Consider the following 25,395-nt stretch of genomic DNA (forward strand, 5'->3'; position numbering starts at 1 on the left):
TTATGCTTTCTTGTACCTATGCTTCTGTTGATATTTTAAACAACACTACTCATAATCTTTACAAGTCCGCTCAAAGAAAATTATATAACACTGATTATAAAGAAGCTACAGAGGACTTGATAAGTTTATTAAACTTATATTTATTAGACCCTTGCCCGCAGCAAATTTATTTAGATTTAATTTACGCTTATTACAAGTTAAACGATTTAAAATCCACAAATCATTACATAGAATATTTTTTAAAATCATATCCTAATCATAAACATTTTGATTATGTATTATACATGCGTGGCGTACTCAACATGTGCTTAGATGAAGATAATAAAAAATTAATAAAATATTTAAATATAAATTGGTTTGATCGTGATCCCATGTATGCATGCATAGCATTCCATACTTTTTCAAAACTTATACATCAATATCCAAATAGCCAATATTCTGCAGACGCTTATAAACGTTTAATTTTAAAAAATAGAATAGCTGAACATGAACTTTCTATTGTAAAATTTTATGCTAAAAAATATGCTTACATATCAGTAATAGTTCGTGTAGAAAAAATGTTACATCAATTTCCAGATACTCAAGCAACTCGCAAAGCACTATATTATATGCAACAAGCTTATCGAAATATATATTTGCCGGATCAAGCTAACAAAGTAGCAAAAATTATTGCTACTAATCCAGTATATTAATTCAAATATACTTTTATAAATAAAATATCTATATTTGTAGATGTTATATGATTGAAACAATGTTTTAAACATTGTGTATGTTGAAGTATAATATAATATGTGTAAAGAATTGAATATTTATCCATATAAATAAATATCAATTTATAATAATGATACTACTGACACTCGGAAAACCTCAAATTATCTACAAATGTTATATTTAAATATAAAAATATAACCATTAATGAGTTTTTTTATGATTTACAAATCTATAGCGCATGTAGCATTTTTGGGTCCTAAAGGATCATATTCTCATATTGCCGCTACACAGTATGCTAGTCGTCATTTTGATCAAGTCATAGAGTATAGTTGTCAAAGATTTGATGATGTTTTTACTTTAGTAGAATGTGATCAGGCAGAATACGGTGTAATTCCCATAGAAAATTCTAGTTCTGGATTAATCGATGAAATAGGTGAATTATTACTAAACACCCGATTGTTGTTAGTAGACGAAATTACTATTCCTGTCAATCATTGTGTTTTGGTCAATAATCATACTGATATAAATCAAATTCAAATTATATACAGCCATCCTCAACCCGTTCAGCAATGTAGTAAATTTTTAAAATGTTTCTCAGAATGGAAGATTGTATTTTGTGAAAGCAGTGCAGTTGCCATGGAAACGATATCTAAATTAAATCAATCCAATTTGGCAGCTTTGGGCAGTATACAGGGAGGTAAATTTTATGGATTAAATTCATTATTGACATATAATCTTGCTAATTCTTACAAAAATACAACTAGATTTATTATTTTAAAAAATAAAAATGTTGTAGTTATTAATCGCTCTATAGCTAGAAAAACTGTTTTTATGGTCTCTATTGAAGGACAATCGGAGAAATTGTATGAAATATTAAATGTGTTACAATTTTATAATACTCACACAACTTATTTAAGAGCACGTCTCTTATCATATGAAAGATTAAAAAATATAGTTATTATTGAAATGATGGCGCATATAAATAATATATATACACAACAGATCTTTTCGGAATTACAAAAAATTGCCTATTCATTAAAAATATTAGGTTGTTATTAGGTGAATCTAATCACTGAGGTAGTTCAATACTGCAATAAATTTTATAATTTATATGTTATTCAACATATAAATTATAAAATTTATTGCAGAAAATAATGGATACTTGTAATCGTATATATGCTATTCAATTATTTTAAAAAATAAATATATATATATTTTTGTGCATGTAAAATAATTTTTAAATTTAAAAAATTATCTTATATAGCAAACTATTAGGCCTACACAAGTAGGCTTTAATTAAAAATTACCACCATATAATTAAAATAATTATTCGGATTATTATTTACGTTATACATTATCTTTATAATTATTAACGTGACGTAATATCTTACGACTTTCTTTAAAAAAAAGATCAGTATATGAGCCAAACCAATTTTGAATTTTTTTAAATTGATCAATCAATTCTTGTTTTTTATCCTGTTCTAATAATGTTACAATCCTACCTAATCTTCTATAATAACGTTTAATCAATATGAGATTGTTTTTAGAATTCATGATGATATCAGCATATAACTGAGGATCTTGATTAAATAATTTCCCTATTGTTATTAGTTTCAATCGAAATGTTGGTGAAGCCAGAAATAGCATTTTTTTTAAATTAATGTTTTCTTTTAAAAAATGATATCCAGTTACAAAAGTAATAAAATGACATAATCCTTGCATAATACTCATGTATTGATCATGTTCTATTGTATTGCAGGAATGCAATCTTGCACCCCACAATTGTATTTGCTCTAATAACCATTGATATGCTTCTGGATAACGTCCTTCACAGTAAATGACTACTTGTTTTACCATACTTCCATAGTCCGCCGGATTAAACATAGGGTGTAATCCTAATACTGGACCAGTGTGCGCAGACAATATAGCATTGAAGGATATTTTTTTTACAGATGATAAATCTACTATAATGCAGTTTGGGGGGGGTAGATATGATAATTTTTCAACTACATTAGTAACTGAATGAATAGGAACGCTAATTACTATCATCCCGGCATCGGTTAACATTGATTTTGCATGCCCCCAGTTATCTTTATCCAAAATTCGCACTTTATATCCTGATAAAGTTAACATTTTATAAAAAAATTGCCCCATTTGTCCTTTTCCACCAATGATCACAATTGGCCCTAAGTTTGGATGCAACGTTTTAAATCCTTTTTCATTCTCATTATAATAAGATTCACTTATAATGCGACGCAATATATCTTCTACTAAATCTGGAGAAATACCTAATTCTAATGCTTCTTGTCTCCGACAGGAGATTATCATTTCTTCTCTATCTGGTGAATAAATAAATAATCCACAACGACTTTTTATTTCTCCTATTTTTGAAACTAAAAAAAGTCGTTGAGATAACAATCTTAATAAATTCTGATCTATTTTATCAATTTTATTGCGTAAAGTATTTAGTTCTGTTGTCATGCCATTTCAGCTCCCGATATGCGATTGATAAGCAATGGTTTGAGTTCTTTATGTAAATCATATAGTAAGTGTTTGGTTGTTTTCCAATCTATGCACGCATCGGTAACTGATATTCCGTATTGTGTTGTAGAAGATGATAAATTGATGGATTGATTACCAGAATGAATATAACTTTCTATCATCAATCCAATAATAGAACGGTTTCCGCATTTAATTTGGCGTAAAATGGATCGTGCTACATCAACCTGACGACGATAATCTTTGTTAGAATTACCATGACTGCAATCTACCATTAATGCTAAGGGTAATTTAGCTTCTATTATTTTTTGTTCACAATCAATAATATTTTCCGGATAATAATTAGGATTTTCTCCTCCCCTTAAAATTATATGAACATTAGGATTGCCTTTAGTATGTAGTAAACATACTTGACCTGATTGGTTGATGCTAATGTAACGATGAGGTAGCATTGCAGCATGTATTGCGTTAACTGCATTATAAAAATTTCCGTTGGTACTGTTTTTAAATCCTACAGGTGTATATAAGCCAGACGCTATTTCTCGATGTATTTGGGATTCTGTAGTACGTGCTCCAATAGATGACCAACTGAAGAGTTCTCCAATATATTGTGGAATATACGGATTTAATACTTCAGTAGCCAGTGGTAATCCAATTTTTATTAATTCTACCAGCATATGTCGAGCAATTTTTAAACCCAATTCAATGTCGTTGGAACCATTCATATGTGGATCGTTAATTAATCCTTTCCAACCAATGCTAGTACGAGGTTTTTCTAAATATACACGCATAACGATATATAATTGATCCTGCAACTCTGTTGATAAGGTTTTTAATTTATTAGCGTAATCAAAAGTAGCATTAACATCATGAATAGAACAAGGACCGCATATTACCAATAGACGCGGATCACGCCTATGAATAATATTCATAATTATATTTTGAGAATCTACAACGGTTTTCTGTTCAAAATATGTTACAGGAAATTGAGTCTTTAATTGTTTAGGAGTAATGATTGGGTATGTGTTATCGATATAGATATTATCGTGCTCATTTTTCTGCATATTATTATCCTTAATATAATTAGGCATTGTATAATAAATTTATAAAACTAAAATAATCATTAAAAATGATAACATATATCATATTATATATACACATATAAAACTAACGTAAATATAGTTATATATTATTATTTTTAATAAATTATTATAAATTGGTGAACTGAGTGACATTTAATGTTGAATCTCATGTAAGATTCTGTTCATACATAAGCTAAATCATATCTGTATGAATATGTATTATTATTTATATAATATATAATATGAAATATAGTTTTTAATTTTAATACATATTATGTCATATCAAATAGTTATATTGCATTAAATGATTTTTTTGAAAAATTTAAATATTACAATCTTTTAAATGAATTGATTATTTTATAAAAAACCAAATGTTTTGCATGATCCATGATCCCAATATCACTGGTTTACATAAACAATAATGATTAAAAATTTTAATAAACCAATACTGTGTATCAAACTCATATTAAATGTTTTTAATACAAATATATCACGTTATGAGTTCATACGTACTTTGATTCGTGCTGATTTTCCGCTAAGATTACGTAAATAATATAATTTAGCACGACGTACGATGCCAAATCGTTTAATTTTAATCTCTTCAATTACAGGAGAATGTGATTGAAATACTCGCTCTACACCTTCTCCACTAGAAATTTTCCTTACAGTAAACGAAGAATGTAATCCACGATTTTTAATAGAAATAACTATTCCTTCAAAAATTTGTAGGCGTTTTTTATTACCTTCAATAACCCATGTTTTCACCTCTATTGTATCACCTGGGTGTAAGTACGGTATATTTTTTTTCATTTGTTTTTCTTCAAAATTATTTATTGATTCATGCATATATATTATTCTCTAGTTTTTATTTAATGATTAAAGTATTCATTTTTAAATTCAGCAAGCAAATTTTTTTCTTCATCAGTTAATTGTGTATCATTAAGTAAATCTGGTCTTTTAATCCAGGTATAACCCAAAGCTTGTTTTTGTCTCCAACGATGGATGTTATAGTGATTTCCTGATAATAATACTGAGGGTACTTTCATGTCATTAAAAGTTTCAGGTCGCGTATAATGTGGACAATCTAATCTTCCTTTGAAAAAAGAATCTGATTTTTTTGAATCTTTATTTCCTAACACGTCAGGCAGAACTCTAGATATCGCATCTATTAACACCATAGCTGCTAACTCTCCTCCACTAATTATATAATCTCCTATAGACCACTCTTCATCGATTTCTGTTTGAATTAATCTTTCATCAATACCTTGATATCTACCACAAACTAAAATTAACTTCTGATGATCATATGCTAATTTATATACATATTTTTGATTCAACTTTCTTCCTTGAGGAGAGAGATAAATTACTTTAATGTTATTTCCTAATGCATTTTTTGCTTGATTGATTGCATTCCTAAGAGGTGCAATCATCATTACCATACCTGGTCCTCCTCCGTAGGGACGGTCATCTACTTTGTGGTATCGATCATCTGAAAACACGCGCGGATTCCACAATTTTAAGGAAAGAATACCCCTTCGAATTGATCGGCCTACTATTCCGTAACGAACAATAGACTGAAACATATCTGGGAATAAAGTAATTACACCTAACAACATATATTTTTATACTTTATTTTATAATAAAATTAAAAATTAGGATCCCAATCTACAGTAACAATATGCGTGATAAAATTAATATTTTTAATAACTCTTTTGATAAGAAAAGGAATAAGGCAATTTTTGATTCTATGAGGATTAGATTGATGCATTTTTACTACTAAAACATCATTTGCTGTGGTTTCTATTATACTGACAATATTCCCTAAAAGGACTCCCGGTACAGTAATCACTGCACATCCTATTAAATCTCTCCAATAATATTCATCGTTATTTATACGTGGAAATTGTGTGTCATCAATAATAATATTACAACGACTTAACAATTGAGCAGAATCTCTATTTGAAATTCCTCGTATTTTAACAATATAATGTTTCCCAATTAGTTTCCATTGATCTAAATAAATGGATTTCCATGTAGATTGGATGATAGTAAAATATGGGCTATAATGAAATATGTTATCATTTTGTTCAGTAAATGATATCACTCGTACCCACCCTAATATTCCATATGCGCCTACTATTCTTCCTATTACTACAGGGTGAGGGGGTGGCGCCGTAATGCCTTCTTTGTCTATTGGGTATTCATTATTTTTCATAAATTTTTTATTAATTTTAAAGCACGTTTAGACGGACTCGCTCCTCTATGTAACCAATATTTTACACGTTTTGTATTTATATGTAATTCTTTTTGATTTCTAAATTTAATTGGGTTAAAAAATCCAACACATTCGATAAAACGACCATCCCGTGCATTTCTACTATCAGTAACAACTATGTGATAAAAAGGAGTTTTTTTATGACCTCCTCGCGATAATCTGATTCTTACCATAAGTATATGCCTTAAATTAGTAACCAAAAAAATCAATAAACTCACATTCAATAATATGAATATATATTTATCGATTTAATCAATAAAATATCTTTTAATTAATTGTAAATTTAGATGATATTTTATTTTTTAATGTGCGTATCATTCGAAATATTTCATTTTTGTTTATTTTTTGTATCGTAATACGTATACGATTAAATGTGTTTAGTAACTTAGTAACATCTTGCATATGTACTCCAGATCCGCTGGCAATACGTTTTTTTCTAGATCCCGTAATTATTTCTGGATGCATACGTTCTTTCAGAGTCATAGAGTTGATTATGGCTTCCATACGTATGAATGTATTGTCATGAGTATATGATTGAATACTATCTAAGTTCACTCCTCCTATATTAAGAGGTAATTTACTTATTATTTTATTAACCCCCCCCATACTTCGTATTTGTTTTATGTAACCTAAAAAATCATATAAATTAAAGTCTACACTATTTTTATTAATATATTTTTTTTCTTTAACCCATTCTGATTGATTATCAATATCTTCAATTAATGAAAGTATGTCGCCCATTCCAAGTATGCGTCCAGCTATTCTGTATGCATTGAAAGACTCTAATGCATCAATTTTTTCTCCTGTTCCTATGAATTTTATAGGTTTATTAGTAAGGTATTTGATGGATAAAGCTACCCCGCCGCGTGAATCTCCATCTAATTTAGTTAAAATAATTCCGGTTAACGGTAAGGTTTTATTGAACACGTTTATACTATTAATAGCTACTTGTCCGATCATAGAATCTACAATGAATAAAGTTTCTATTGGAGTAATAAATTCATGTATTTCAGATAGTTCCGCAAGCAAATAATCATCTGTATCTAAACAACCAGCGGTATCTATTAATAAAACATCATAAGATAATGATTTTGATACCATGGTTGCTGATTTTAGTATATCAATTGGTTTGTTTTTAATAATATTATAATCTTCAAAAAAACTTATATCTTCAGAATATATCAATGATTTTAATTGTTGTACACCCGCTGGTCTATACACGTCAGTTGATGCCACTAATACTTTTTTGTTTTTTTTAATTTTTAAAAATTTTGCAAGCTTTCCAACAGTAGTAGTTTTTCCAGAACCTTGCGCACCTACTATTAATATTATTGCTGGTATTTGAGTATTTAAATTTAAATCATTTGATCCTTCTCCTATAACTTTTACCAAAGACGTATGCATGATTTTAATAAATTCTTGACCTGGAGTTAAATGTTTGTTTATATCTTTTCCTATTATGCTGTTTTTAACTTTATTAACAAAACTGTGTACCACGGGTAACGCCACATCTCCTTCTAATAAAGCAATTTTAACTGTATTTAAAGTTTCTTTAATATTGTTTTCTGTTAAACGTCCAGAACCAACAATATTACGTATTGATTGTGATATTTTATTGGATAAGTTTTTAAACATTTCTATAGCTCAAAATCAAAAGCAAATACTCGAATAAACATATTATACAATTGCACTAAAATCATCGTAGACACAGTCCATCATAGATGGTGTCATTTCCGTTATAAATGAAATACAAATTTACTTGTATAATCAATTAAATTTTAATTATTTAATAATTTAAATAATATACAATACACCCGAGAGGATTCGAACCTCCGGTCGCTCGGTTCGTAGCCGAGTGCTCTATCCAATTGAGCTACGGGTGCATCGTCACTGCTAACAAAACAAAAAACAGTGAGGGAGGGATTTGAACCCTCGACACAGTGTTAAGCACCATATACTCCCTTAGCAGGGGAGTGCCTTCAGCCGCTCGGCCACCTCACTGAACATTTTATTATCTGCTCTGTTTATTGGTTTATTTTATTTGTTTATTATGATCAAAAATTCTCTGCTACATTACGTTGTTTTCATGTAATTTACAACTAAATTTTTTGTCATAAAACTACTATTTTATAAATTTATTAAAAAATAATAACTTTAGCACAAGTTCTGTTGTGATTTTTCAGCTTTAATACGTTGATAAATTTCTTCTCGGTGTATAGATATCTCCTTGGGAGCATTTACACCAATGCGGACTTGGTTCCCTTTAATACCTAATACAGTGACTGTAACCTCATCTCCAATGACGAGAGTTTCACCAACTCGTCGAGTCAGAATAAGCATTCTTTACTCCTTGAAAAATTCAAATAACCCAGACTGCTTAAATTTTACTGTTTTTAAAATTTATGAACAATATGAAATCAATATCTGTATATAACATTTATACTTTACTTTTCGAAAATTTTAGCGCACTACTTCACAATACATGAACAATTTTTTTATTTTAAAACAACTTTAATATAGTTGTGTAATTATTTACAATATCTTATGTAACAAAGAATCTACTGCAATAGATACTTTAGATGTAGTTGTGATATTGTTAATACCAGCTTGAGCAAAATCAGGTCTACCTCCACCCTTTCCACCAAGGGCATTTATAATACACCGAACCAAAGATAAAGCATCTATACGATTACGTTCTATTAAATCTTTAGTTACAGCTGTCACTAAATTAGTTTTGTTGTTTTCATTGATATTAATAAGAATAATCACTCCTGATTTTAATTGATGTTTAATGCAATCTATCATCTTAAGTAACGTTTTTGGAGTCAGATTAACCACTTGTTTGATTAAGACTGGTACATCTTTAATATAGTAGGTGTTCTTAATGAATGATAAACTTTGTTGTATATTTTGTTGGTTTCTTAAACAATCTATCTCTTTTTCTAATTTTTGATAACGGTATTTAAATTCATGTATTTTACTTAATATATTTTTATCATCACTTTGAGTTAATTGAAAAATATTTTTAAGCAACATCTTATGTTGATGTATTACAGATAACGCTACGTTACTAGTTACTGCTTCAATACGTTTAATACCAGAAGCAATACTAAAGTATTTGGTAATCACAAACACACCAATTTCTCCAGTACGCGCAGCATGAGTTCCCCCACATAATTCAATAGAAAAACTTCCTATTCTGAGAACACGAACTTTTTTATCGTATTTTTTATTGGTCAATATTACAGCTCCGTTATCTCTAGCTACTTCTATTGGCATAACGTCAACTGTAATAGGAGAATTCTTCCAAATTTGTTGATTTACAATATTTTCTACTGTATTTATTTGCATCGTTGTCATTTTTTCGTGATGATAAAAATCAAAACGTAAATATCGATCATTTACCAATGATCCTTTTTGCATCACATGAGATCCAATAACTTGAAACAAAGCAGCATGTAACAAGTGTGTGGCGGAGTGATTCAAAGAAATACATTTCCTTTTATGTTGATCTACTTGAGCAACTATTTCTTCTCCAACACTAATAGTTCCACCATTATTGACCATTCCTAGATGAGCTATTGTGTGCCCATATTTTTTTGTATTAGTAACTTGAAAAAATCCAGATTTAGTATTTAATTGACCACAATCTCCAATTTGCCCCCCAGATTCTCCATAAAAAGGAGTATTATTTAGAATGACTATTCCTTCTTCTTCTGTGTCAATTTTATTTATTGATTTATTTTTTTGAAACAGTGCTATTACCCGAGCTTTACAATTAAGCTTATCATGTCCAACAAATATACTTGATACATTATATAGTGATAATTTTTCATAAGTTATATCAAATTTGTTTGATTCTTTTGTACGTTTTTTTTGTGTTAACATGGCTTGATCAAATCCTATTTGATCTATGTGTATACCATGTTTTAAACAAACATCTTGAGTTAATTCTAATGGAAATCCATAAGTATCATATAAATGAAATGCTATTTCACCGTGTAAGCAATTTCCTTGTAATCGTATTAATTGTTTCTCTAATAATTCTAATCCTCTTTTTAAAGTATTTTTAAATAATTTTTCTTCACTAAGTAAAATTTTTTCTATAAAATCTTTTTTTTCATGTAATATATTAGCTATATGATGCATAGCTTTAATAAGAGGGGGGACTAATTTGTAAAAGAAAATATCATTTATACCCAGTTTTCTTCCATGAAGAATAGCCCTACGAATAATACGACGTAATACATAACCGCGACCTTCGTTAGAAGGAAGAATGCCATCTTGAATTAAAAATGAACATGTACGAATATGATCGGCGATTACATATACGGATCTATTCGCATGAATATCATTAATTTTCATGATTCGAGATATAGAAGATATCAATTTTTTGAATACATCAATAGAATAAGCACTATTTACTCCTTGTAATATTGAAGTAATACGTTCTAAACCCATCCCAGTATCTACTGATAACATAGGGAGCGACAAAAGATGACCGTTCTCTTGACGATTAAATTGTATAAATACTAAATTCCAAATTTCAACATATCTTTCTCCAAATGTTTCTACACTACCAGGAGGTCCCCCTGGAAACTGATCTCCACGATCATAAAATATTTCTGAACAAGGACCACAAGGTCCAATATTTCCCATTTTCCAAAAATTATCAGAATCACAAAAATCATTTGTATTGTTACCAATCCTAACAATATGTTCGTTAGGGATATCTATTTTTTTGGACCAAATATCATAGGATTCATCATCGCAAATATGCACTGTTACCCATAATTTATTTTTAGACAGATTAAACCAATTAACGTTAGTCAATAACTCCCAAGCCAACTGAATAGCTTCATGTTTAAAATAATCTCCAAAACTAAAATTACCTAACATCTCAAAAAATGTTAGGTGCCATTCAGTGTATCCAACATTATCTAAATCATTATGTTTACCTCCAGCACGTACACAACGTTGCGCGGTAGCAACACGCTTAAATAATGGATGATCAATGCCTAAAAATATGTTTTTAAATTGATTCATACCAGAATTAGTAAATAATAATGTTTGATCACTATTAGGCACTAAAGTACTGCTTGATACAATTTCATGTCCTCTTTTTTTAAAAAAACTAAGAAATTCTTGACGAATATCATCAATATTTTTGTACATACAAATTCCATCATGGAATAAAAAATTCCACACACATATATAAATTGCATAACTACACATTATAAACAATTTTCAAAAAGATAGAAATCAAAAACAATAGAATATTATTTATATTTAAGTCATATAGAAATTCATTTTTTTGAATAAATACTACCGATTATTATTAGTAATATTATAATTTATTCTATTACAAATTAAATTTTAAAAAATATAAAATCAAAAAATTCTTTATAATAATTTTTTCTATTCACCGATAATAGATGAATGGGCATTTAAGTAGTTTATATGATCTATTTTTATAGATAAAATTTTAAACATGGATGTAATATTTAGTTGATAATGTATGTTTGTGTAACATAATCTTTTCTGTAATAACATATATATAAATATATATTTCAATATTTATTTTTCAAAAAAAATTAGGATATATCAAATCAAAGTACATTGTCACTTATTTAATACAATACCTTCAAATGCCATAATCATTTACAACATTTTTACAATAGTAAAAATGCATAATAATATATATAATCTTTCACAGTTATTATGATTTATTTTCCTTTGCTCAATTAGTACTAAATTTTACTGTTTTGATTAATATTATAGGTGCATTAAAACGTTATTATGTAGTACATATATACCATATTTTATAGAATGAGATAAATATGACCTTTTTATGCTTAATATATATATCAATGGATATATCTTACTTCATACCTGAAAAATTAAAATTTAAAAATTATGTACTGTATTTTTAGATTAATAACTGACTAAAATTTTTAAATCAAAATATTTTAAATCAGTATTAAACCAGTGCAAACATAAAAAGTAGTATTTATTTATACAAATACAGCATTTTGTATATTTAATTCAAATAAAATATTAACTTATAGTCAATTTAAATTTACCTGTTCTGGAGATAATATAAAGGATCTACAGATTTTCCTTTATATCTGATTTCAAAATGTAATTTTACTTTATCAGTCCCGCTGTTACCCATAGTTGCAATTTTTTCACCCATTTTGACTGTCTGTTGTTCAGCAACCAATATCATATCGTTGTGTGCATAAGCACTAAGATAGTTATTATCATGTTTGAGGATAATCAAGTTGCCATATCCTTTTAACGTATTTCCAATGTATACTACTTTTCCATTAGCGGTAGCCACAACAGGCTGACCTAAAGTGCCGGATATATCAATTCCTTTATTGCCTCTTTCAGCATCAGAAAAAGTATTAATAATTGTGCCATTTGTTGGCCAATACCAATCTTTGATTGCCACCAAATGTGATATTTTTGAACGAGTAATCATATTACAAGACATATCGAGATTAGAATAAGTATTATTATACGGTTTAGGATAAAACGATTGTTTTGCATCAAAAATCAATGTTTTTTTTAAAGCATTATTAGCTCTATCAAAGGAGATGAAAATCTCTCTCAATAATTTTTGAAAATACAACCATATTGTATTATGATGTACTTTTAAAACTTGATCTACTTTTAATACATTGATATCCTTAATATTATTTATTTTTGCTAAATTTAGACAATCATTTCCTGTAATCCAAGAAATATAAAATAAGGTATCGCCTGATTTTACTGTGTATGTAGATTTATGATAAGAACTATAATTTGCATTATTGTACTTATGTATGTTATTCGCAATAGGTGTGTTCTGAGGATATCGCAGATTTGTCTTTTTTTCTTGCGACATATAGATAGTAACATCAGAATTTGTGGATCGTGACGCGCGTTGATTATGGTATTTATGGATATTGTCACTAGAACATCCTTCCAGCAATACAAGAACCACTATTATATAAATTATCGATCTGCTATCTACCAGCATAATAGATGCGTTAAACTCCTCTGCTTCCTGCTTATTTTCTATTGATAATTTATTTATTTAAAAATCACACATTATATGAATAACACATATACATTTGGCATTAATATTAGATATATTTTAATAATCAAATAAATAACTCATATGTTTGTGACATACACTTATATGCTGCATATCAACAATTAGTAAAAAATACTTATTTATGTGTATACAACAATGGATTATTTTTTATAATTTTTAGGAATCGTTATAATATTTTTTTAATATCTACATATTTTTGTTTCATAGATAAAAACCACTAGACTATATTTTTATGATTATTCAAAAATGAATAAGTATCTTATAAAATTTAAATAATTTCGTATGTTTTTATAAATCATTAGTATCCATAATATAATATGGATAATCAAACATAAATATTATGCAATAATATACATTGAGCTTTTATATTACACTTGATGATACTGATGTAATACTTTATCTAACAGATAATAGAACGAATCGCGCATCATAATGATACGCCATAATAATAAATAATAATCAAATACTTTTTTAATAAACGTATCGTACCTGATAGGTGCATATGTAACTGTAAAATATATATTGTACAGTTTGATCAATACTTTAACGTGTTAATAATACGACTGCTATACACGCAATACCTTCAGATCGTCCGATATATCCCAGTGTGTCAGTGGTGGTAGCTTTTATATTAATATTATCTACTGCACAATTTAAGTCTTGGGATAAATGATGTCTCATCTGATAAATATATGTATTTATTGTTGGGATTTGTAGAATTACAGTAATATCTATATTTTCTAACAAATACCCTTGTATAGTAATTTTATTCCAGGCAATTCGTAATAATTTTCGACTATCCATGTTATTATATTTAGGATCAGTATCCGGAAACATTGACCCAATGTCACCATGACAAGCGGCTCCTAATAAAGCATCTATCGAAGCATGCATCATCACATCGCCATCAGAATGTGCCTTAATTTTTTTCATATAGGGGATCTCCACTCCTCCAATAATAAGCGGTCGACATCCTCCAAACTGATGTACATCAAAACCATAACCAATGCGTAACATGTTTACAATCTCATTAAGTTTTTTTATATGATTTAGATAAATAAAAATTAGCCAATTTTAAATCATCTTGATGAGTAACTTTTATATTATCAGAGCGGCCTTGTATCAAAATGGATTTATATCCACAATATTCTATAGCTGATGCTTCATCAGTAACAGTCACTCTATTTTTTAAAGCTTTTTTAAGACAATATTTTAAAAGATCATAATTAAACAATTGTGGAGTTAAAGCATGCCATAAATTTTCACGATTTACAGTATATTTAATAAAATTAGTTCCATAGTAACTTCGTTTAATAGTATTAAAGATTGGTATTGCTAAAATCCCACCTACTTGAGAAAATTTTGTAATTTCAAAGAGCCTTATTAAATCTTCATGATGCAAACAAGGACGTACCGCATCATGCACAATAACCCAAACTGATTTTTTTTTTACATGCCGTAATCCAGCCATCACTGAATCAGCTCGTGTGTGCCCTCCAACAACTACACTAACTCTGGGGTCATAAGAAATAGATAATTGATGAAACCAACGATCCTGTGCATTAATTACTACAATACAATGGCGAATACATGATTGACATAGCAAGGCATTGATGGAATATTCAATTAAAGTTTTGTTACCTATGGTACAATATTGCTTTGGTAATAAACTATTCATGCGTTTTCCAGTGCCTGCTGCCGGAAGAATAGCAGTAATGTATGGAAATTTTTTTTTCAACATATTCAGATATAAACAAACAATTTATATATAATTAATTGGGATTAGATCGTTTTTTGACGTTAGTTTAGTTAACATTACTATACAATGTTGGTAAATAAAAAGTTTCACCGAGTTTAATCATGCCAAGATCATATCTTGATCGTTCCTCAATTGCTTCATATCCATGAAGTAAATCATAAATTTCATATAATAATTGATTATTACGAGCCCTCATTTGATCGATATTATTAATATTTTTATATAATATAATTGTATTATGAGTAGATATTAAATCATAGATACCATTTTTACCCAACCATAGTGAATACTGTAACCAAGCAAACAATGCCAATAACATACAATTTAATTTGTTCATTTGCGCCGCCAATTCATTATGTTTCATATTAATTAAACGATTATATTCATCGTACAATTAATTCTCTGTTACTAATAATGAATAAATATTTATTGGATAGATGATAATAATCATTAAATGCATAATTGTAGTTCATTGGTGTAAAATTTAGAATTGCAATGTTGTCATGATTGATTGAAAAATCTCATAAATTATTAAATTTTAATTATAAAAAGAATATTGCTTGTTTGAAAGATTTATTGTATTTTTAAAGGGCAACGGTTTTTGTTATAATCAATTAATTTTTAATAAAGACTGCTATCATAGATGATTAATTCACTTAAATTATTAATTATACAATATTTTGTTACATATCCTATCTATTATTAGATAGATCTATTGTAAATAAATATTCAATACATGATGATTGCAATATTTGGTCAATTAACTCTGTAATTGATTTTTGACCGTCTAAATATATATCTGGTTTTTTTGGTCTTTCATAAGCAGAACTTATACCAGTAAAACTTTCTATTTCACCAGATCTAGCTTTTTTATACAAACCTTTTGTATCACGTTGTTCACATATATGAAATGGTGTGTCGACAAATATTTCAACAAAATTATTGGTAGGAAACATACTGCGTACCATTTGACGATCACAAGCATAAGGAGAAATAAAAGTAGCTAATACCACTATGCCAGCATCAACCATCAATCGTGCTGTTTCTCCCGATCGACGTATGTTTTCATGTCGATCATGATCTCTAAATCTTAAATCCCGACATAATCCATATCGGACATTATCTCCATCCAACATATATGTGCTAACATTTCTGTAGTGTAATTTTTTTTCTAAAATATTAGCTAAAACTGATTTTCCAGCTCCTGATAGTCCTGTAAACCATAATAACATAGCATGATGTTTATGTAAAAATTCACGATCTTTTTGTGTTATATACCCAGTGTTCCAAAAAATATTTTTGTTGGATATGTGATGATTATTTTTGTGAGTCATAGTATGATTGTCGTCATGATAAATTTGGGATTTTCCAATGAGGAAAATGAAAACGAATAAATTCATGTAATGCCAATTCAAATTCATTATAATTTTTGTTGTTATACTTTAATTTATGGCACACGATAGGAGTACGTACCATTCCAGCTCCTACAGTTTCATTAGTTAATAAATCAATAAATATCATGCTACCAGTTATTGGATAATGAGAGTATTGATCTAATAGCAATGGTTCAGAAAATAACAATTTTATTAATCCAATTCCATTGAGTGGGATTATGTTTGTTTTTCGATATTGCAAGGTATCTACATCTATTTGGTATTCTATACTTTTTATCTGAGCTTTTACTGTTTTAGTAGTGATTTTAACATTAAAATATTGATTTTCTTTTAATGCTTCTTTTTTCATCCATACTACATCTACCAAAGCCTTTTGAACAGGTGTAATAGCGGCATGAGAATCAATTATCATATCTCCGCGACTAACGTCAAGATCATCTTCCAAAATTACAGCAATTGCCTCTCCAGCTTCAGCATGTGTTTGATCTGTGTTAAATTTAATAATACGTTTAATAATAGAAGTAGTATTCGAAGGAAAAATATTAATACATTGTCCAACATGCATATTACCAGAAGCAATAGTACCAATATAACCTCTAAAATCTAAATTATGACGAATTACATATTGTATTGGAAAACGTAATTCTTTTTTATCGAAATGCAAATCATCATCAATATGAATATCTTCTAAAATTTCTAATAATGTGGGTCCATTGTACCACTTCATATTTCTTGATAACGTTGTAACATTATCTCCGTCTAAAGCGGATATTGGGATAAATTTTGTATTTATTTCGGTAGGTAAATATTTTTTAGTGAATTCTAAATATTCTTCTATAATCTTTTGAAATATTTTTTGATTATAATTTATTAAATCCATTTTATTAACAGCTACTATAATATGCTGAATACCTAGAAGTACAGTGATAAACCAATGCCTTCTAGTTTGATTCTGTACGCCCTTACGAGCGTCAACTAATAAAATAGCTAAGTCGCTAGTAGAAGCGCCAGTAATCATATTTTTTGTATATTCTATATGTCCTGGAGTGTCAGCAATGATAAATTTACGTTTTTTAGTAAAAAAATAACGATAAGCAACATCTATGGTAATACCTTGAGCGCGTTCCGATTGTAATCCATCTACTAGCAAAGCCAAGTCTAATTTATTTTTTTGAGTACCAATTTTTTTACTATCCGTATGAAGAATAGATAATTGATCATCATAAATTTGATAAGAATCATGTAATAATCGGCCTATCAGGGTGCTTTTACCGTCGTCTACGCTACCACATGTAAGAAAGCGCAACAACATTTTATGTTGTTGCGCATATAAATAATTTTCAATTCCTCCATGATCGATAATTTCCTGTTCTATGGTATTTATCATGATGTTCCTTTAGAAATAACCTTGGCGTTTTTTGTTTTCCATAGATCCGGATTGATCGAAATCAATAATTCGACCTTGACGTTCACTTTTATTAGACATTAACATTTCTTCAATTACTGCAGGTAATGTCTCTGCTTGAGATTCAATTGCTCCGGTTAATGGCCAACATCCTAATGTACGAAATCGTACCATACGAGTTTCTACGATTTCTTCAGATTTAAGATTAATTCGATTGTCGTCCACCATGATTAAATGGCCGTCTCTATGAATTACGGGGCGATTTTTAGCTAAATATAGTGATACTATATCAATTTTTTCAAAGAAAATATACTGCCAAATATCTAATTCTGTCCAATTGGATAAAGGAAATACACGAATACTTTCTCCTTTATTAATTCTTCCATTATAGTTGTACCATAACTCCGGGCGTTGTTTTCTAGGATTCCAACAATGAAATTTATCTCGAAATGAATAGATCCGTTCTTTAGATCTAGATTTTTCTTCATCACGGCGAGCACCTCCAAAAGCTGCATCAAATCCATATTGATATAATGCTTGTTTTAAACCTTCTGTTTTCATAATATCTGTATGCTTAGCGCTACCATGAATAAATGGGTTGATTCCCATAGATACCCCTTCTGGATTTTTATATACTAATAACTCTAAATTATGAGATTTAGCGGTATTATCTCGAAATACATACATTTCATGAAATTTCCAACCAGTATCTATATGTAATAAAGGAAAAGGTAATGGACTAGGATAAAATGCTTTTCGAGCTAAATGTAACATTACTGAAGAATCTTTACCAATAGAATACAACATGACTGGTTTTTGAAACTCAGCAACTACTTCACGAATAATATAGATACTTTCTGATTCTAATTTATGAAAATAAGTAATGTATTTTCTATTATAGATCATATATTACCCTTTTAATTTATATCAAATTAATAATTGAATTAATAGGATAGTAATTCAATGCTTTTTGACCAAACCAATTTATTTGATTATGCAATAAAACTACATCACCAACAATTAACAAGGCGGGGTTATCAGCCATTTGTGCTAATTTTTCTAATTCAATTAAGGTGCCAATTAAGATTTTTTGATCTTGATATGTTCCTTTACTAATTACAGCTATGGGAGTATGTATATTTCGTCCATGAATAATCAAATTGTTCCTAATATTTATAGCATTAAGTTTCCCCATATAAATCACTAATGTCTGCTTATTGTTTGACAAACTGTTCCAGTTAAATTGATCGTTGTGGTCATTTGTATTATGCCCTGTAATAAAAATAACGCTACGAGCAAATTTTCTATGAGTCAAGGGGATACCAGAATAAGCTGCAACACCTATTCCTGCTGTAATACCAGGAACTACTTGAAACTTAATACCTGCCTCTGATATTGCCTGTAATTCCTCTCCACCCCGTCCAAAAATAAATGGATCTCCCCCTTTGAGTCTAACGACTTTATTCCCCTTTTGAGCTAATTGCACCATAAATTGATTGAGTTCTTTTTGGGAAATTGAATGATTTCCAACATGTTTTCCAACACAAATTTTATCTGCATCGCGACGAGCTAAATCTAGAATATCTGAGTTTACTAAGTAATCATACAATATGATATCTGCTTGTTGCATGACTTGCAACCCTCTGATAGTTAATAATCCTATATCTCCGGGGCCTGCTCCTACTAATACAACATGACCTTTTTTATCACTTTTATTGTTTCTAGAATTATTAAGAGTATATTTTAACACTTTTTTAGCTTCTTTAGGGCGACCTTGTTCTATTAAGGCAGCAACCTGTCCATGATAAAATATTTTCTCCCAAAACTGACGTCTGAGCACTGTATCTACGATATGTTGCTTCACTCGATTACGCCATGCTCCAGCCAATTTTGCTAGAAATCCAAGAGACTTTGGTAATAACAATTCCAGTTTTTCACGTAAAATACGCACTAATATAGGTGCTTTCCCGAAAGAAGAAATGCCTATTAAAATGGGATCCCGATCCACAATAGCAGGGAAAATACATGAACATTTATTCTTGTCATCCACAGTATTAACTAATAGATGGCGTTTTTCAGCATTTTGGTATATTACAGTATTTAATTTAGAATTATTGGTTGCTACAATCACTAAAATTACTCGATCTAACATCATAGGGTGAAAATCTTTATTAATCCAATGGATTTTATGTGTAATTAAAGTGTTTTTTAGTTCCCTACACAGGGCGGGCGCTACTATTGTAATAGTAGCGCCCGCCCTGTGTAGCATTTTTATTTTACGTGCAGCAACACTACCTCCTCCAACTACTAACACTGGCCTATTTTTAAGATCAATGAATATTGGCAAATATTCCACAGAATTACGTTGACGCTGATGTTGAGGATACAAGCAACCTCAGGAACATTAATGTATATATAATATAATTATATAATTGTAAATTACAACTATAAGAATAGCTCATATCTTTCATTTTTAAAATTTTACTTTCTATCATCATAAACGTATGTACTAAGAATATCTTAATAATTATTAAAATACGAGAGATCATCCTTTCAACCAGAACACTGCTGACAACTCTTATATTTCGTGTAAATAATAATAAATTCAATCAATAATATGTAAACCACATTCACGTTGCAACCCAAAAAAACGTGTATCTTCTTCTCTCATACCAGGTTCCCATTTTCTGCTAGTATGTACATCTCCTATGGATACATAACCTTGTTGCTGCAATGGATGATATTCTAAAGAATGCTTTTGCATGTATTTATGGATCTGAAGAGAATTCCAATCAACGATAGGTAGGAATTTAAAAATTCCATTTTGAATAGTTATGATTGGTAATGTTTTACGACTATCTGATTGATTCCTCCTTAGTCCTGAGAACCATGTTTTTACTTTCAGAGTTCTTAAAGCACGATTCATAGGTTCAATTTTATTAATAGTGTTGTATTGTTTAATTCCTTTTATACCCTGCGTCCATAATTTACCATATCGTGCTTCTTGCCATGCTGCAGATTGATTAGGGGAAAATATATGTAAATTTAATTGCATTTTTTCTGTCAAACGGTCAATAAATCGATATGTTTCTGGAAATAAATAACCAGTATCAATTAAAATAATCGGAATATTAGGATAGTAATGAGTGACGAGATGTAAACTGACTGATGATTGAATACCAAAACTTGAAGACAATATCGCTTGATTCGGTAAATGTTCTATAGCCCATATCAATCTATCAGCTGTATTTAAAGATTCTAAATATTGATTTATTTTGATTAAAATCAATTTTTGTTCATTCATGTCTAGTGAATTAAGTTCTGTAAAAGTCCAACAATGATTAATAATATTTAATAGTTTATTCATAAAAATCTTTTTCAGAATTTACAACAGCATTAACTATTCCAGATCTTATTACATAATCTCCATAAGATTCTTGATTATTTCTCTCTCGCGCCCAACGATGAATAGTTATATCAAGGATATTTAAAATATCATTTTCTGTGATATTTTCTTTGTACAAACGAGGAATACGTGTACCAATTTTATCACCTCCTAAATAAAGATTATAACGTCCTATTGATCTTCCTGTTAGTCCAATTTCTGATAACATCGCTCGAGCGCAACTGTTTGGGCAACCTGTTACTCGTAAAATAATAGCATTTTTATCTAATCCATATTTTGACATGATATTTTCTATCTTAGTAACAAATTTCGGTAAAAATCGTTCTGCTTCTGCCATCGCTAATGGACAAGTAGGAAACGCTACGCATGCCATAGATGCTTTTCGTTGCGGTGTAATATCATCATTGATTACACCATATTTTCTTAATGTATTTTCAATTATCAATTTATTGTCCTTGGATACTCCAGAAACAATTAAATTTTGATTTGAAGTCAATCTAAAAGAACCTGAATGTATGTGAGCAACTTCTGCGATCCCACGTTTTAACAACTTATGGGGGTCATTATTTGAAATCCTCCCGTTTTCTATAAATAAAGTGAGATGCCAATAATCATCGATACCCTGTACCCATCCGAATCGATCTCCTCTGTCCGTGAATACATAAGGATGAATTGGATAAAATTTTACCCCAGAACGACGTTCAACTTCTGATTTAAATGTTGTTACTCCAACTCGAGTTAAAGTATACTTTGTTTTAGCATGTCTACGATCACATCTATTTCCCCAATCTCTTTGCGTTGTAACTACTGCTTCTGCAATTTTTAAAACATCTTTTTCAGCAATATATCCGAATTCACTAGCTTTACGAGGATATGTAGTAATATCTCCATAAGTCATCGCTAATCCCCCACCTACTAACACATTAAAACCAATTATTTGATCAGCTTTATCATTCTTGATAGCAATAAAACTCAGATCGTTGGCATGAACATCTACATCATTTATAGGTGGTATCGCAATTGCTATTTTAAATTTACGAGGCAAATAAGTGGCGCTTAAAATTGGTTCAGAATCTAGAGATTCTGTTTTTTTTGAATCTAACCAAATTTCTGCATATGCATTAGATTTCGGTAGTAAAAATGAAGAAATACTTTTCGCTAATTCCCAAACCTGATAATGTAATGTTGATTCCATTGGATTAGCTGTACATAATACATTACGATTTACATCTCCAGCAGTAGCTATGGAATCTAATCCCAATTTATTCAACAAATGATGCACACTTTTTAAATTAGGTTTTAGTAAACCATGGAGTTGAAAAGTTTGTCGACTAGTAAGACGTATCGTTCCATATAAAGTATATTTTTCTGAAAAATCGTTGATAGCCAACCATTGTGCCGGCGTGATTACACCACCTGGCAAACGACAACGTAACATCATATTAATTAATGGTTCTAACTTTTGGTGTACTCGTTCTACACGTACATCACGGTCATCCTGTTGATACATGCCGTGAAATCTAATTAATTGAGCATCTTCTGTATTAAATCCACCGGTTAAGTTATTGTCTAAATTTTGAGCAATAGTACCCCTTAAAAAGTTACTTGCTTCTTTAATGCGCTCATTATCGGATAATAACTCTATATTTTCATTATTATTATAATAATCATGTTTTTTGTTCATTAATAAATATCTCTCTGATAACGGTGTTGTATCCGCATTTTATTCCAAAATTCATGTGCTTTATCTAAGTCCATGCTCCCGTGTTTAGATGTTAACGTAACTAAAGCCTCATTGACATCTTGAGCCATGTGCTTAGCATCGCCACACACATAAACATGAGCTCCTTCTTGAATCCATGACCATAGTTCAACACTATTCTTTAACAATTTGTTTTGTACATAAATCTTATTATTTTGATCTCTGGACCAAGCTGTATCAATTTTTGTTAATAACCCATCTCTAAAATAACGTTGCCATTCAATTTGATAAAGAAAATCATCTATAAATCTTAAATTCCCAAAAAACAACCAATTTTTTCCTGACGCACCATCTGAAGATCTTTGTTGCATAAAAGCACGAAACGGAGCAATACCTGTCCCAGCTCCAATCATAATTACTGGAACATTAGGATTTTTTGGTAATCTAAAATTATTATTAGGTTCAACAAAAATGCGTATTTTTTCATTTTCCTTGATGCGATCTACTAAGTAACCGCTAGCACCACCTGTTCTGAAGCGTTCATTTGTCTTATATCGTACTACACTCACAGTAATATGTATTTCATCTCCCACTTCTGATTGAGCAGAAGAAATGGAATAAAATCGGGGTTGCATAGGACGTAATATTTTTAATAACTCTTGAGGAGTTATTGAAATTGATACACGATGCATCATTTCAATAATAGGTGTAGTTAAAATAAATTTATTTAATTTTTCTTGATTCCGGAATAAATCCAACAACATTTTATCCTGAGCAATAGTAGCTATATTTTTTACAACAATAGAAGTATTATGAGTTAATTCGTAATATTTTTGTAATGCTTCAAGAAGAGACATCGGCTCTTCTTTAACTAGTACTTGCTCAGTTCCTTTTAATCTTAATAATGTTAATAACTCATTAATAAGGTTAGGATCATTTTCATACCACACTCCTAACGCATCTCCTGGTTGATAATATAAATTAGAATCGGCAATATCTATCTCTAAATGGTGTACATCCTTAAGTGAATTGCGACTAGTAATTTTGTATCGGGTTGATAAACAAGCAAGCAATGGATACTCTTTGTTATATACAGTGTGATTTATTTGTTCAATACTACAAATATTATTATTTTTATTAAATATGGAAGTGGATATTATTTTATTTTTTAACAAAAGAACTATTTTTTTTCTCCATATATTCGCTTCTTCTTTAAAATCGATATCGACGTCGACTCGATCGCATAATCGATGCCCCCCAAGCTCTTCTAAGCGGTGATCAAAATCTTTTCCAGCTTTAGCAAAATATTCATATGACCGATCTCCAAAGCTAAATACTGCAAAATAGGTATTTATCATTTTAATTGCTTTATTGGAAAATAAATATCTGTATAACTCAATTGCTTCTTCTGGAGGCTCTCCCTCTCCATAGGTGGAAGTAATAATAATTAAAAATGTTTCTTTGAAGATTTGTTTGAATTTGTAATCTCCAGCATTAAATAACACAACATCCAAATTAATTGCATTAATATCATTGCGTAATTGTTCAGCTAATTGACGTGCATTTCCAGTTTGAGAAGCAGATATCAAAGTAATTTTTTTATTAAGGTGAACATCTTCTATTGTCGTGTTTTCAGAAATACCAGTTATTTTTTTAGATCCTGAAACGCTTGTCAATCCCCATAAATATCCAGATATCCAAATGAGTTGAGATCTAGACAAAGTATCTAAAAATGATCGAATGTAATCCAACTGTTCCGAAGTGAACGGTGTTATCGCGTTATGTGTTGTTTTTTTCATCATTAAATTAAACTGTTTAATTTTATTTTATAAAGAATTAATTTTATAAATTAGTAAAAGTGTATATCTTTACTAAAATATTGTTTTATTCATGCAATCCAATTTATCTGGGTGTTTAACAATACGAATGACTGACATATATAAATAAATTTAATTGAATAAAATTTTTTAGATTTTGTTAAACAAATATTTTTAAAACTACTTCTTATTATTTTAATAACAATATAAATTGTAAGAAAAATAAAATTCAAATATCAG

At 29.4% G+C, this 25,395-nt stretch carries 21 protein-coding genes, 2 tRNA genes and 1 pseudogene; 2 read left to right on the top strand and 22 right to left on the bottom strand.

Going from position 1 to position 25,395, the window contains the following annotated elements; all coding sequences use genetic code 11:
* The first annotated feature begins 2 nt into the window (after positions 1–2).
* Together bamD and M9409_RS01880 are read left to right on the top strand one after the other, a co-directional pair.
* Positions 3–692, top strand: coding sequence for an outer membrane protein assembly factor BamD (gene bamD, locus M9409_RS01875; RefSeq protein WP_250226687.1), 690 nt, complete (start codon positions 3–5; stop codon positions 690–692).
* Positions 693–927: 235 nt separating this feature from the next.
* Complete coding sequence (locus tag M9409_RS01880; protein ID WP_250226688.1) at positions 928–1,770, top strand: prephenate dehydratase domain-containing protein; 843 nt, start codon at positions 928–930, stop codon at positions 1,768–1,770.
* 288 nt (positions 1,771–2,058) lie between these two features.
* On the opposite strand, the gene tyrA is transcribed toward M9409_RS01880, so the two are convergent.
* From tyrA to cysJ, 22 genes and pseudogenes are all read right to left on the bottom strand, one after another.
* On the bottom strand, positions 2,059–3,192 hold the full coding sequence (tyrA, locus tag M9409_RS01885) for a bifunctional chorismate mutase/prephenate dehydrogenase (protein WP_250226689.1): 1,134 nt from the start codon (positions 3,190–3,192) through the stop codon (positions 2,059–2,061).
* On the bottom strand, positions 3,189–4,274 hold the full coding sequence (locus M9409_RS01890; protein WP_250226690.1) for a 3-deoxy-7-phosphoheptulonate synthase: 1,086 nt from the start codon (positions 4,272–4,274) through the stop codon (positions 3,189–3,191). The genes tyrA and M9409_RS01890 overlap by 4 nt, the downstream gene beginning before the upstream one ends.
* A 513-nt stretch (positions 4,275–4,787) precedes the next feature.
* A complete protein-coding gene (gene rplS, locus M9409_RS01895; protein ID WP_250226691.1) occupies positions 4,788–5,138 on the bottom strand; it encodes a 50S ribosomal protein L19 in 351 nt (116 codons plus the stop codon).
* Between the two features lie 23 nt (positions 5,139–5,161).
* Positions 5,162–5,908, bottom strand: a complete 747-nt coding sequence (gene trmD / locus M9409_RS01900; RefSeq protein ID WP_250226692.1) for a tRNA (guanosine(37)-N1)-methyltransferase TrmD — start codon at positions 5,906–5,908, stop codon at positions 5,162–5,164.
* Positions 5,909–5,937: 29 nt separating this feature from the next.
* The gene (rimM, locus tag M9409_RS01905; protein ID WP_250226693.1) at positions 5,938–6,507 is read right to left on the bottom strand and encodes a ribosome maturation factor RimM; all 570 of its coding nucleotides are present in this window, start codon (positions 6,505–6,507) and stop codon (positions 5,938–5,940) included.
* Positions 6,504–6,740, bottom strand: a complete 237-nt coding sequence (gene rpsP / locus M9409_RS01910; RefSeq protein ID WP_250226694.1) for a 30S ribosomal protein S16 — start codon at positions 6,738–6,740, stop codon at positions 6,504–6,506. The genes rimM and rpsP overlap by 4 nt, the downstream gene beginning before the upstream one ends.
* A gap of 94 nt (positions 6,741–6,834) precedes the next feature.
* Positions 6,835–8,202: a signal recognition particle protein gene (gene ffh / locus M9409_RS01915; protein ID WP_250226695.1), complete on the bottom strand. Its 1,368-nt coding sequence runs from the start codon at positions 8,200–8,202 to the stop codon at positions 6,835–6,837.
* Positions 8,203–8,376: 174 nt separating this feature from the next.
* Positions 8,377–8,450 (bottom strand) — tRNA-Arg (locus tag M9409_RS01920).
* Positions 8,451–8,476: 26 nt separating this feature from the next.
* A tRNA-Ser gene (locus tag M9409_RS01925) sits at positions 8,477–8,568 on the bottom strand.
* Positions 8,569–8,721: 153 nt separating this feature from the next.
* Positions 8,722–8,907: a carbon storage regulator CsrA gene (gene csrA, locus M9409_RS01930; RefSeq protein ID WP_250226696.1), complete on the bottom strand. Its 186-nt coding sequence runs from the start codon at positions 8,905–8,907 to the stop codon at positions 8,722–8,724.
* A gap of 192 nt (positions 8,908–9,099) precedes the next feature.
* On the bottom strand, positions 9,100–11,742 hold the full coding sequence (alaS, locus tag M9409_RS01935) for an alanine--tRNA ligase (protein ID WP_250226697.1): 2,643 nt from the start codon (positions 11,740–11,742) through the stop codon (positions 9,100–9,102).
* Between the two features lie 904 nt (positions 11,743–12,646).
* Positions 12,647–13,360, bottom strand: a pseudogene (locus M9409_RS01940) (peptidoglycan DD-metalloendopeptidase family protein); the annotation flags it as partial.
* 855 nt (positions 13,361–14,215) lie between these two features.
* Positions 14,216–14,689, bottom strand: a complete 474-nt coding sequence (gene ispF, locus M9409_RS01945; protein WP_250226699.1) for a 2-C-methyl-D-erythritol 2,4-cyclodiphosphate synthase — start codon at positions 14,687–14,689, stop codon at positions 14,216–14,218.
* 13 nt (positions 14,690–14,702) lie between these two features.
* Positions 14,703–15,413: a 2-C-methyl-D-erythritol 4-phosphate cytidylyltransferase gene (gene ispD / locus M9409_RS01950; protein WP_250226700.1), complete on the bottom strand. Its 711-nt coding sequence runs from the start codon at positions 15,411–15,413 to the stop codon at positions 14,703–14,705.
* A 64-nt stretch (positions 15,414–15,477) separates the two neighbouring features.
* The gene (locus M9409_RS01955; protein WP_250226701.1) at positions 15,478–15,795 is read right to left on the bottom strand and encodes a septum formation initiator family protein; all 318 of its coding nucleotides are present in this window, start codon (positions 15,793–15,795) and stop codon (positions 15,478–15,480) included.
* Positions 15,796–16,123: 328 nt separating this feature from the next.
* Complete coding sequence (gene cysC / locus M9409_RS01960; protein ID WP_250226702.1) at positions 16,124–16,765, bottom strand: adenylyl-sulfate kinase; 642 nt, start codon at positions 16,763–16,765, stop codon at positions 16,124–16,126.
* A 13-nt stretch (positions 16,766–16,778) separates the two neighbouring features.
* Positions 16,779–18,212 carry a sulfate adenylyltransferase subunit CysN gene (cysN, locus tag M9409_RS01965; RefSeq protein WP_250226703.1) on the bottom strand — a complete coding sequence of 478 codons (1,434 nt, stop codon included), beginning with the start codon at positions 18,210–18,212 and terminating at the stop codon, positions 16,779–16,781.
* A gap of 9 nt (positions 18,213–18,221) precedes the next feature.
* Positions 18,222–19,136, bottom strand: coding sequence for a sulfate adenylyltransferase subunit CysD (gene cysD / locus M9409_RS01970; RefSeq protein ID WP_250226704.1), 915 nt, complete (start codon positions 19,134–19,136; stop codon positions 18,222–18,224).
* 16 nt (positions 19,137–19,152) lie between these two features.
* Entirely contained in the window at positions 19,153–20,586 is a 1,434-nt protein-coding gene (gene cysG / locus M9409_RS01975; protein WP_250227200.1) for a siroheme synthase CysG, read from the bottom strand.
* A gap of 249 nt (positions 20,587–20,835) precedes the next feature.
* The gene (locus M9409_RS01980; protein ID WP_250226705.1) at positions 20,836–21,597 is read right to left on the bottom strand and encodes a phosphoadenylyl-sulfate reductase; all 762 of its coding nucleotides are present in this window, start codon (positions 21,595–21,597) and stop codon (positions 20,836–20,838) included.
* Positions 21,590–23,320 carry an assimilatory sulfite reductase (NADPH) hemoprotein subunit gene (gene cysI / locus M9409_RS01985; protein ID WP_250226706.1) on the bottom strand — a complete coding sequence of 577 codons (1,731 nt, stop codon included), beginning with the start codon at positions 23,318–23,320 and terminating at the stop codon, positions 21,590–21,592. The genes M9409_RS01980 and cysI overlap by 8 nt, the downstream gene beginning before the upstream one ends.
* A complete protein-coding gene (cysJ, locus tag M9409_RS01990) occupies positions 23,320–25,140 on the bottom strand; it encodes an NADPH-dependent assimilatory sulfite reductase flavoprotein subunit (protein ID WP_250226707.1) in 1,821 nt (606 codons plus the stop codon). Before cysJ ends, cysI begins: the two co-directional genes overlap by 1 nt.
* Positions 25,141–25,395: the final 255 nt, after the last annotated feature.

Origin of the sequence: Blochmannia endosymbiont of Camponotus sp. C-046 (genome assembly GCF_023585865.1) — a bacterium.
In the GTDB taxonomy this organism is placed as follows: domain Bacteria; phylum Pseudomonadota; class Gammaproteobacteria; order Enterobacterales; family Enterobacteriaceae; genus Blochmanniella.

Coding starts and splice junctions, on each gene's coding strand:
- alaS (WP_250226697.1), bottom strand. CDS start 11,742: ATGTACAAAAATATTGATGATATTCGTCAAGAATTTCTTAGTTTTTTT.
- ispD (WP_250226700.1), bottom strand. CDS start 15,413: ATGTTGAAAAAAAAATTTCCATACATTACTGCTATTCTTCCGGCAGCA.
- ffh (WP_250226695.1), bottom strand. CDS start 8,202: ATGTTTAAAAACTTATCCAATAAAATATCACAATCAATACGTAATATT.
- M9409_RS01880 (WP_250226688.1), top strand. CDS start 928: ATGATTTACAAATCTATAGCGCATGTAGCATTTTTGGGTCCTAAAGGA.
- rpsP (WP_250226694.1), bottom strand. CDS start 6,740: ATGGTAAGAATCAGATTATCGCGAGGAGGTCATAAAAAAACTCCTTTT.
- rimM (WP_250226693.1), bottom strand. CDS start 6,507: ATGAAAAATAATGAATACCCAATAGACAAAGAAGGCATTACGGCGCCA.
- M9409_RS01980 (WP_250226705.1), bottom strand. CDS start 21,597: ATGAATAAACTATTAAATATTATTAATCATTGTTGGACTTTTACAGAA.
- M9409_RS01890 (WP_250226690.1), bottom strand. CDS start 4,274: ATGCAGAAAAATGAGCACGATAATATCTATATCGATAACACATACCCA.
- tyrA (WP_250226689.1), bottom strand. CDS start 3,192: ATGACAACAGAACTAAATACTTTACGCAATAAAATTGATAAAATAGAT.
- bamD (WP_250226687.1), top strand. CDS start 3: ATGCTTTCTTGTACCTATGCTTCTGTTGATATTTTAAACAACACTACT.
- cysC (WP_250226702.1), bottom strand. CDS start 16,765: ATGACTCACAAAAATAATCATCACATATCCAACAAAAATATTTTTTGG.
- cysN (WP_250226703.1), bottom strand. CDS start 18,212: ATGATAAATACCATAGAACAGGAAATTATCGATCATGGAGGAATTGAA.
- trmD (WP_250226692.1), bottom strand. CDS start 5,908: ATGTTGTTAGGTGTAATTACTTTATTCCCAGATATGTTTCAGTCTATT.
- cysD (WP_250226704.1), bottom strand. CDS start 19,136: ATGATCTATAATAGAAAATACATTACTTATTTTCATAAATTAGAATCA.
- cysJ (WP_250226707.1), bottom strand. CDS start 25,140: ATGATGAAAAAAACAACACATAACGCGATAACACCGTTCACTTCGGAA.
- ispF (WP_250226699.1), bottom strand. CDS start 14,689: ATGTTACGCATTGGTTATGGTTTTGATGTACATCAGTTTGGAGGATGT.
- csrA (WP_250226696.1), bottom strand. CDS start 8,907: ATGCTTATTCTGACTCGACGAGTTGGTGAAACTCTCGTCATTGGAGAT.
- rplS (WP_250226691.1), bottom strand. CDS start 5,138: ATGCATGAATCAATAAATAATTTTGAAGAAAAACAAATGAAAAAAAAT.
- M9409_RS01955 (WP_250226701.1), bottom strand. CDS start 15,795: ATGAAACATAATGAATTGGCGGCGCAAATGAACAAATTAAATTGTATG.
- cysI (WP_250226706.1), bottom strand. CDS start 23,320: ATGAACAAAAAACATGATTATTATAATAATAATGAAAATATAGAGTTA.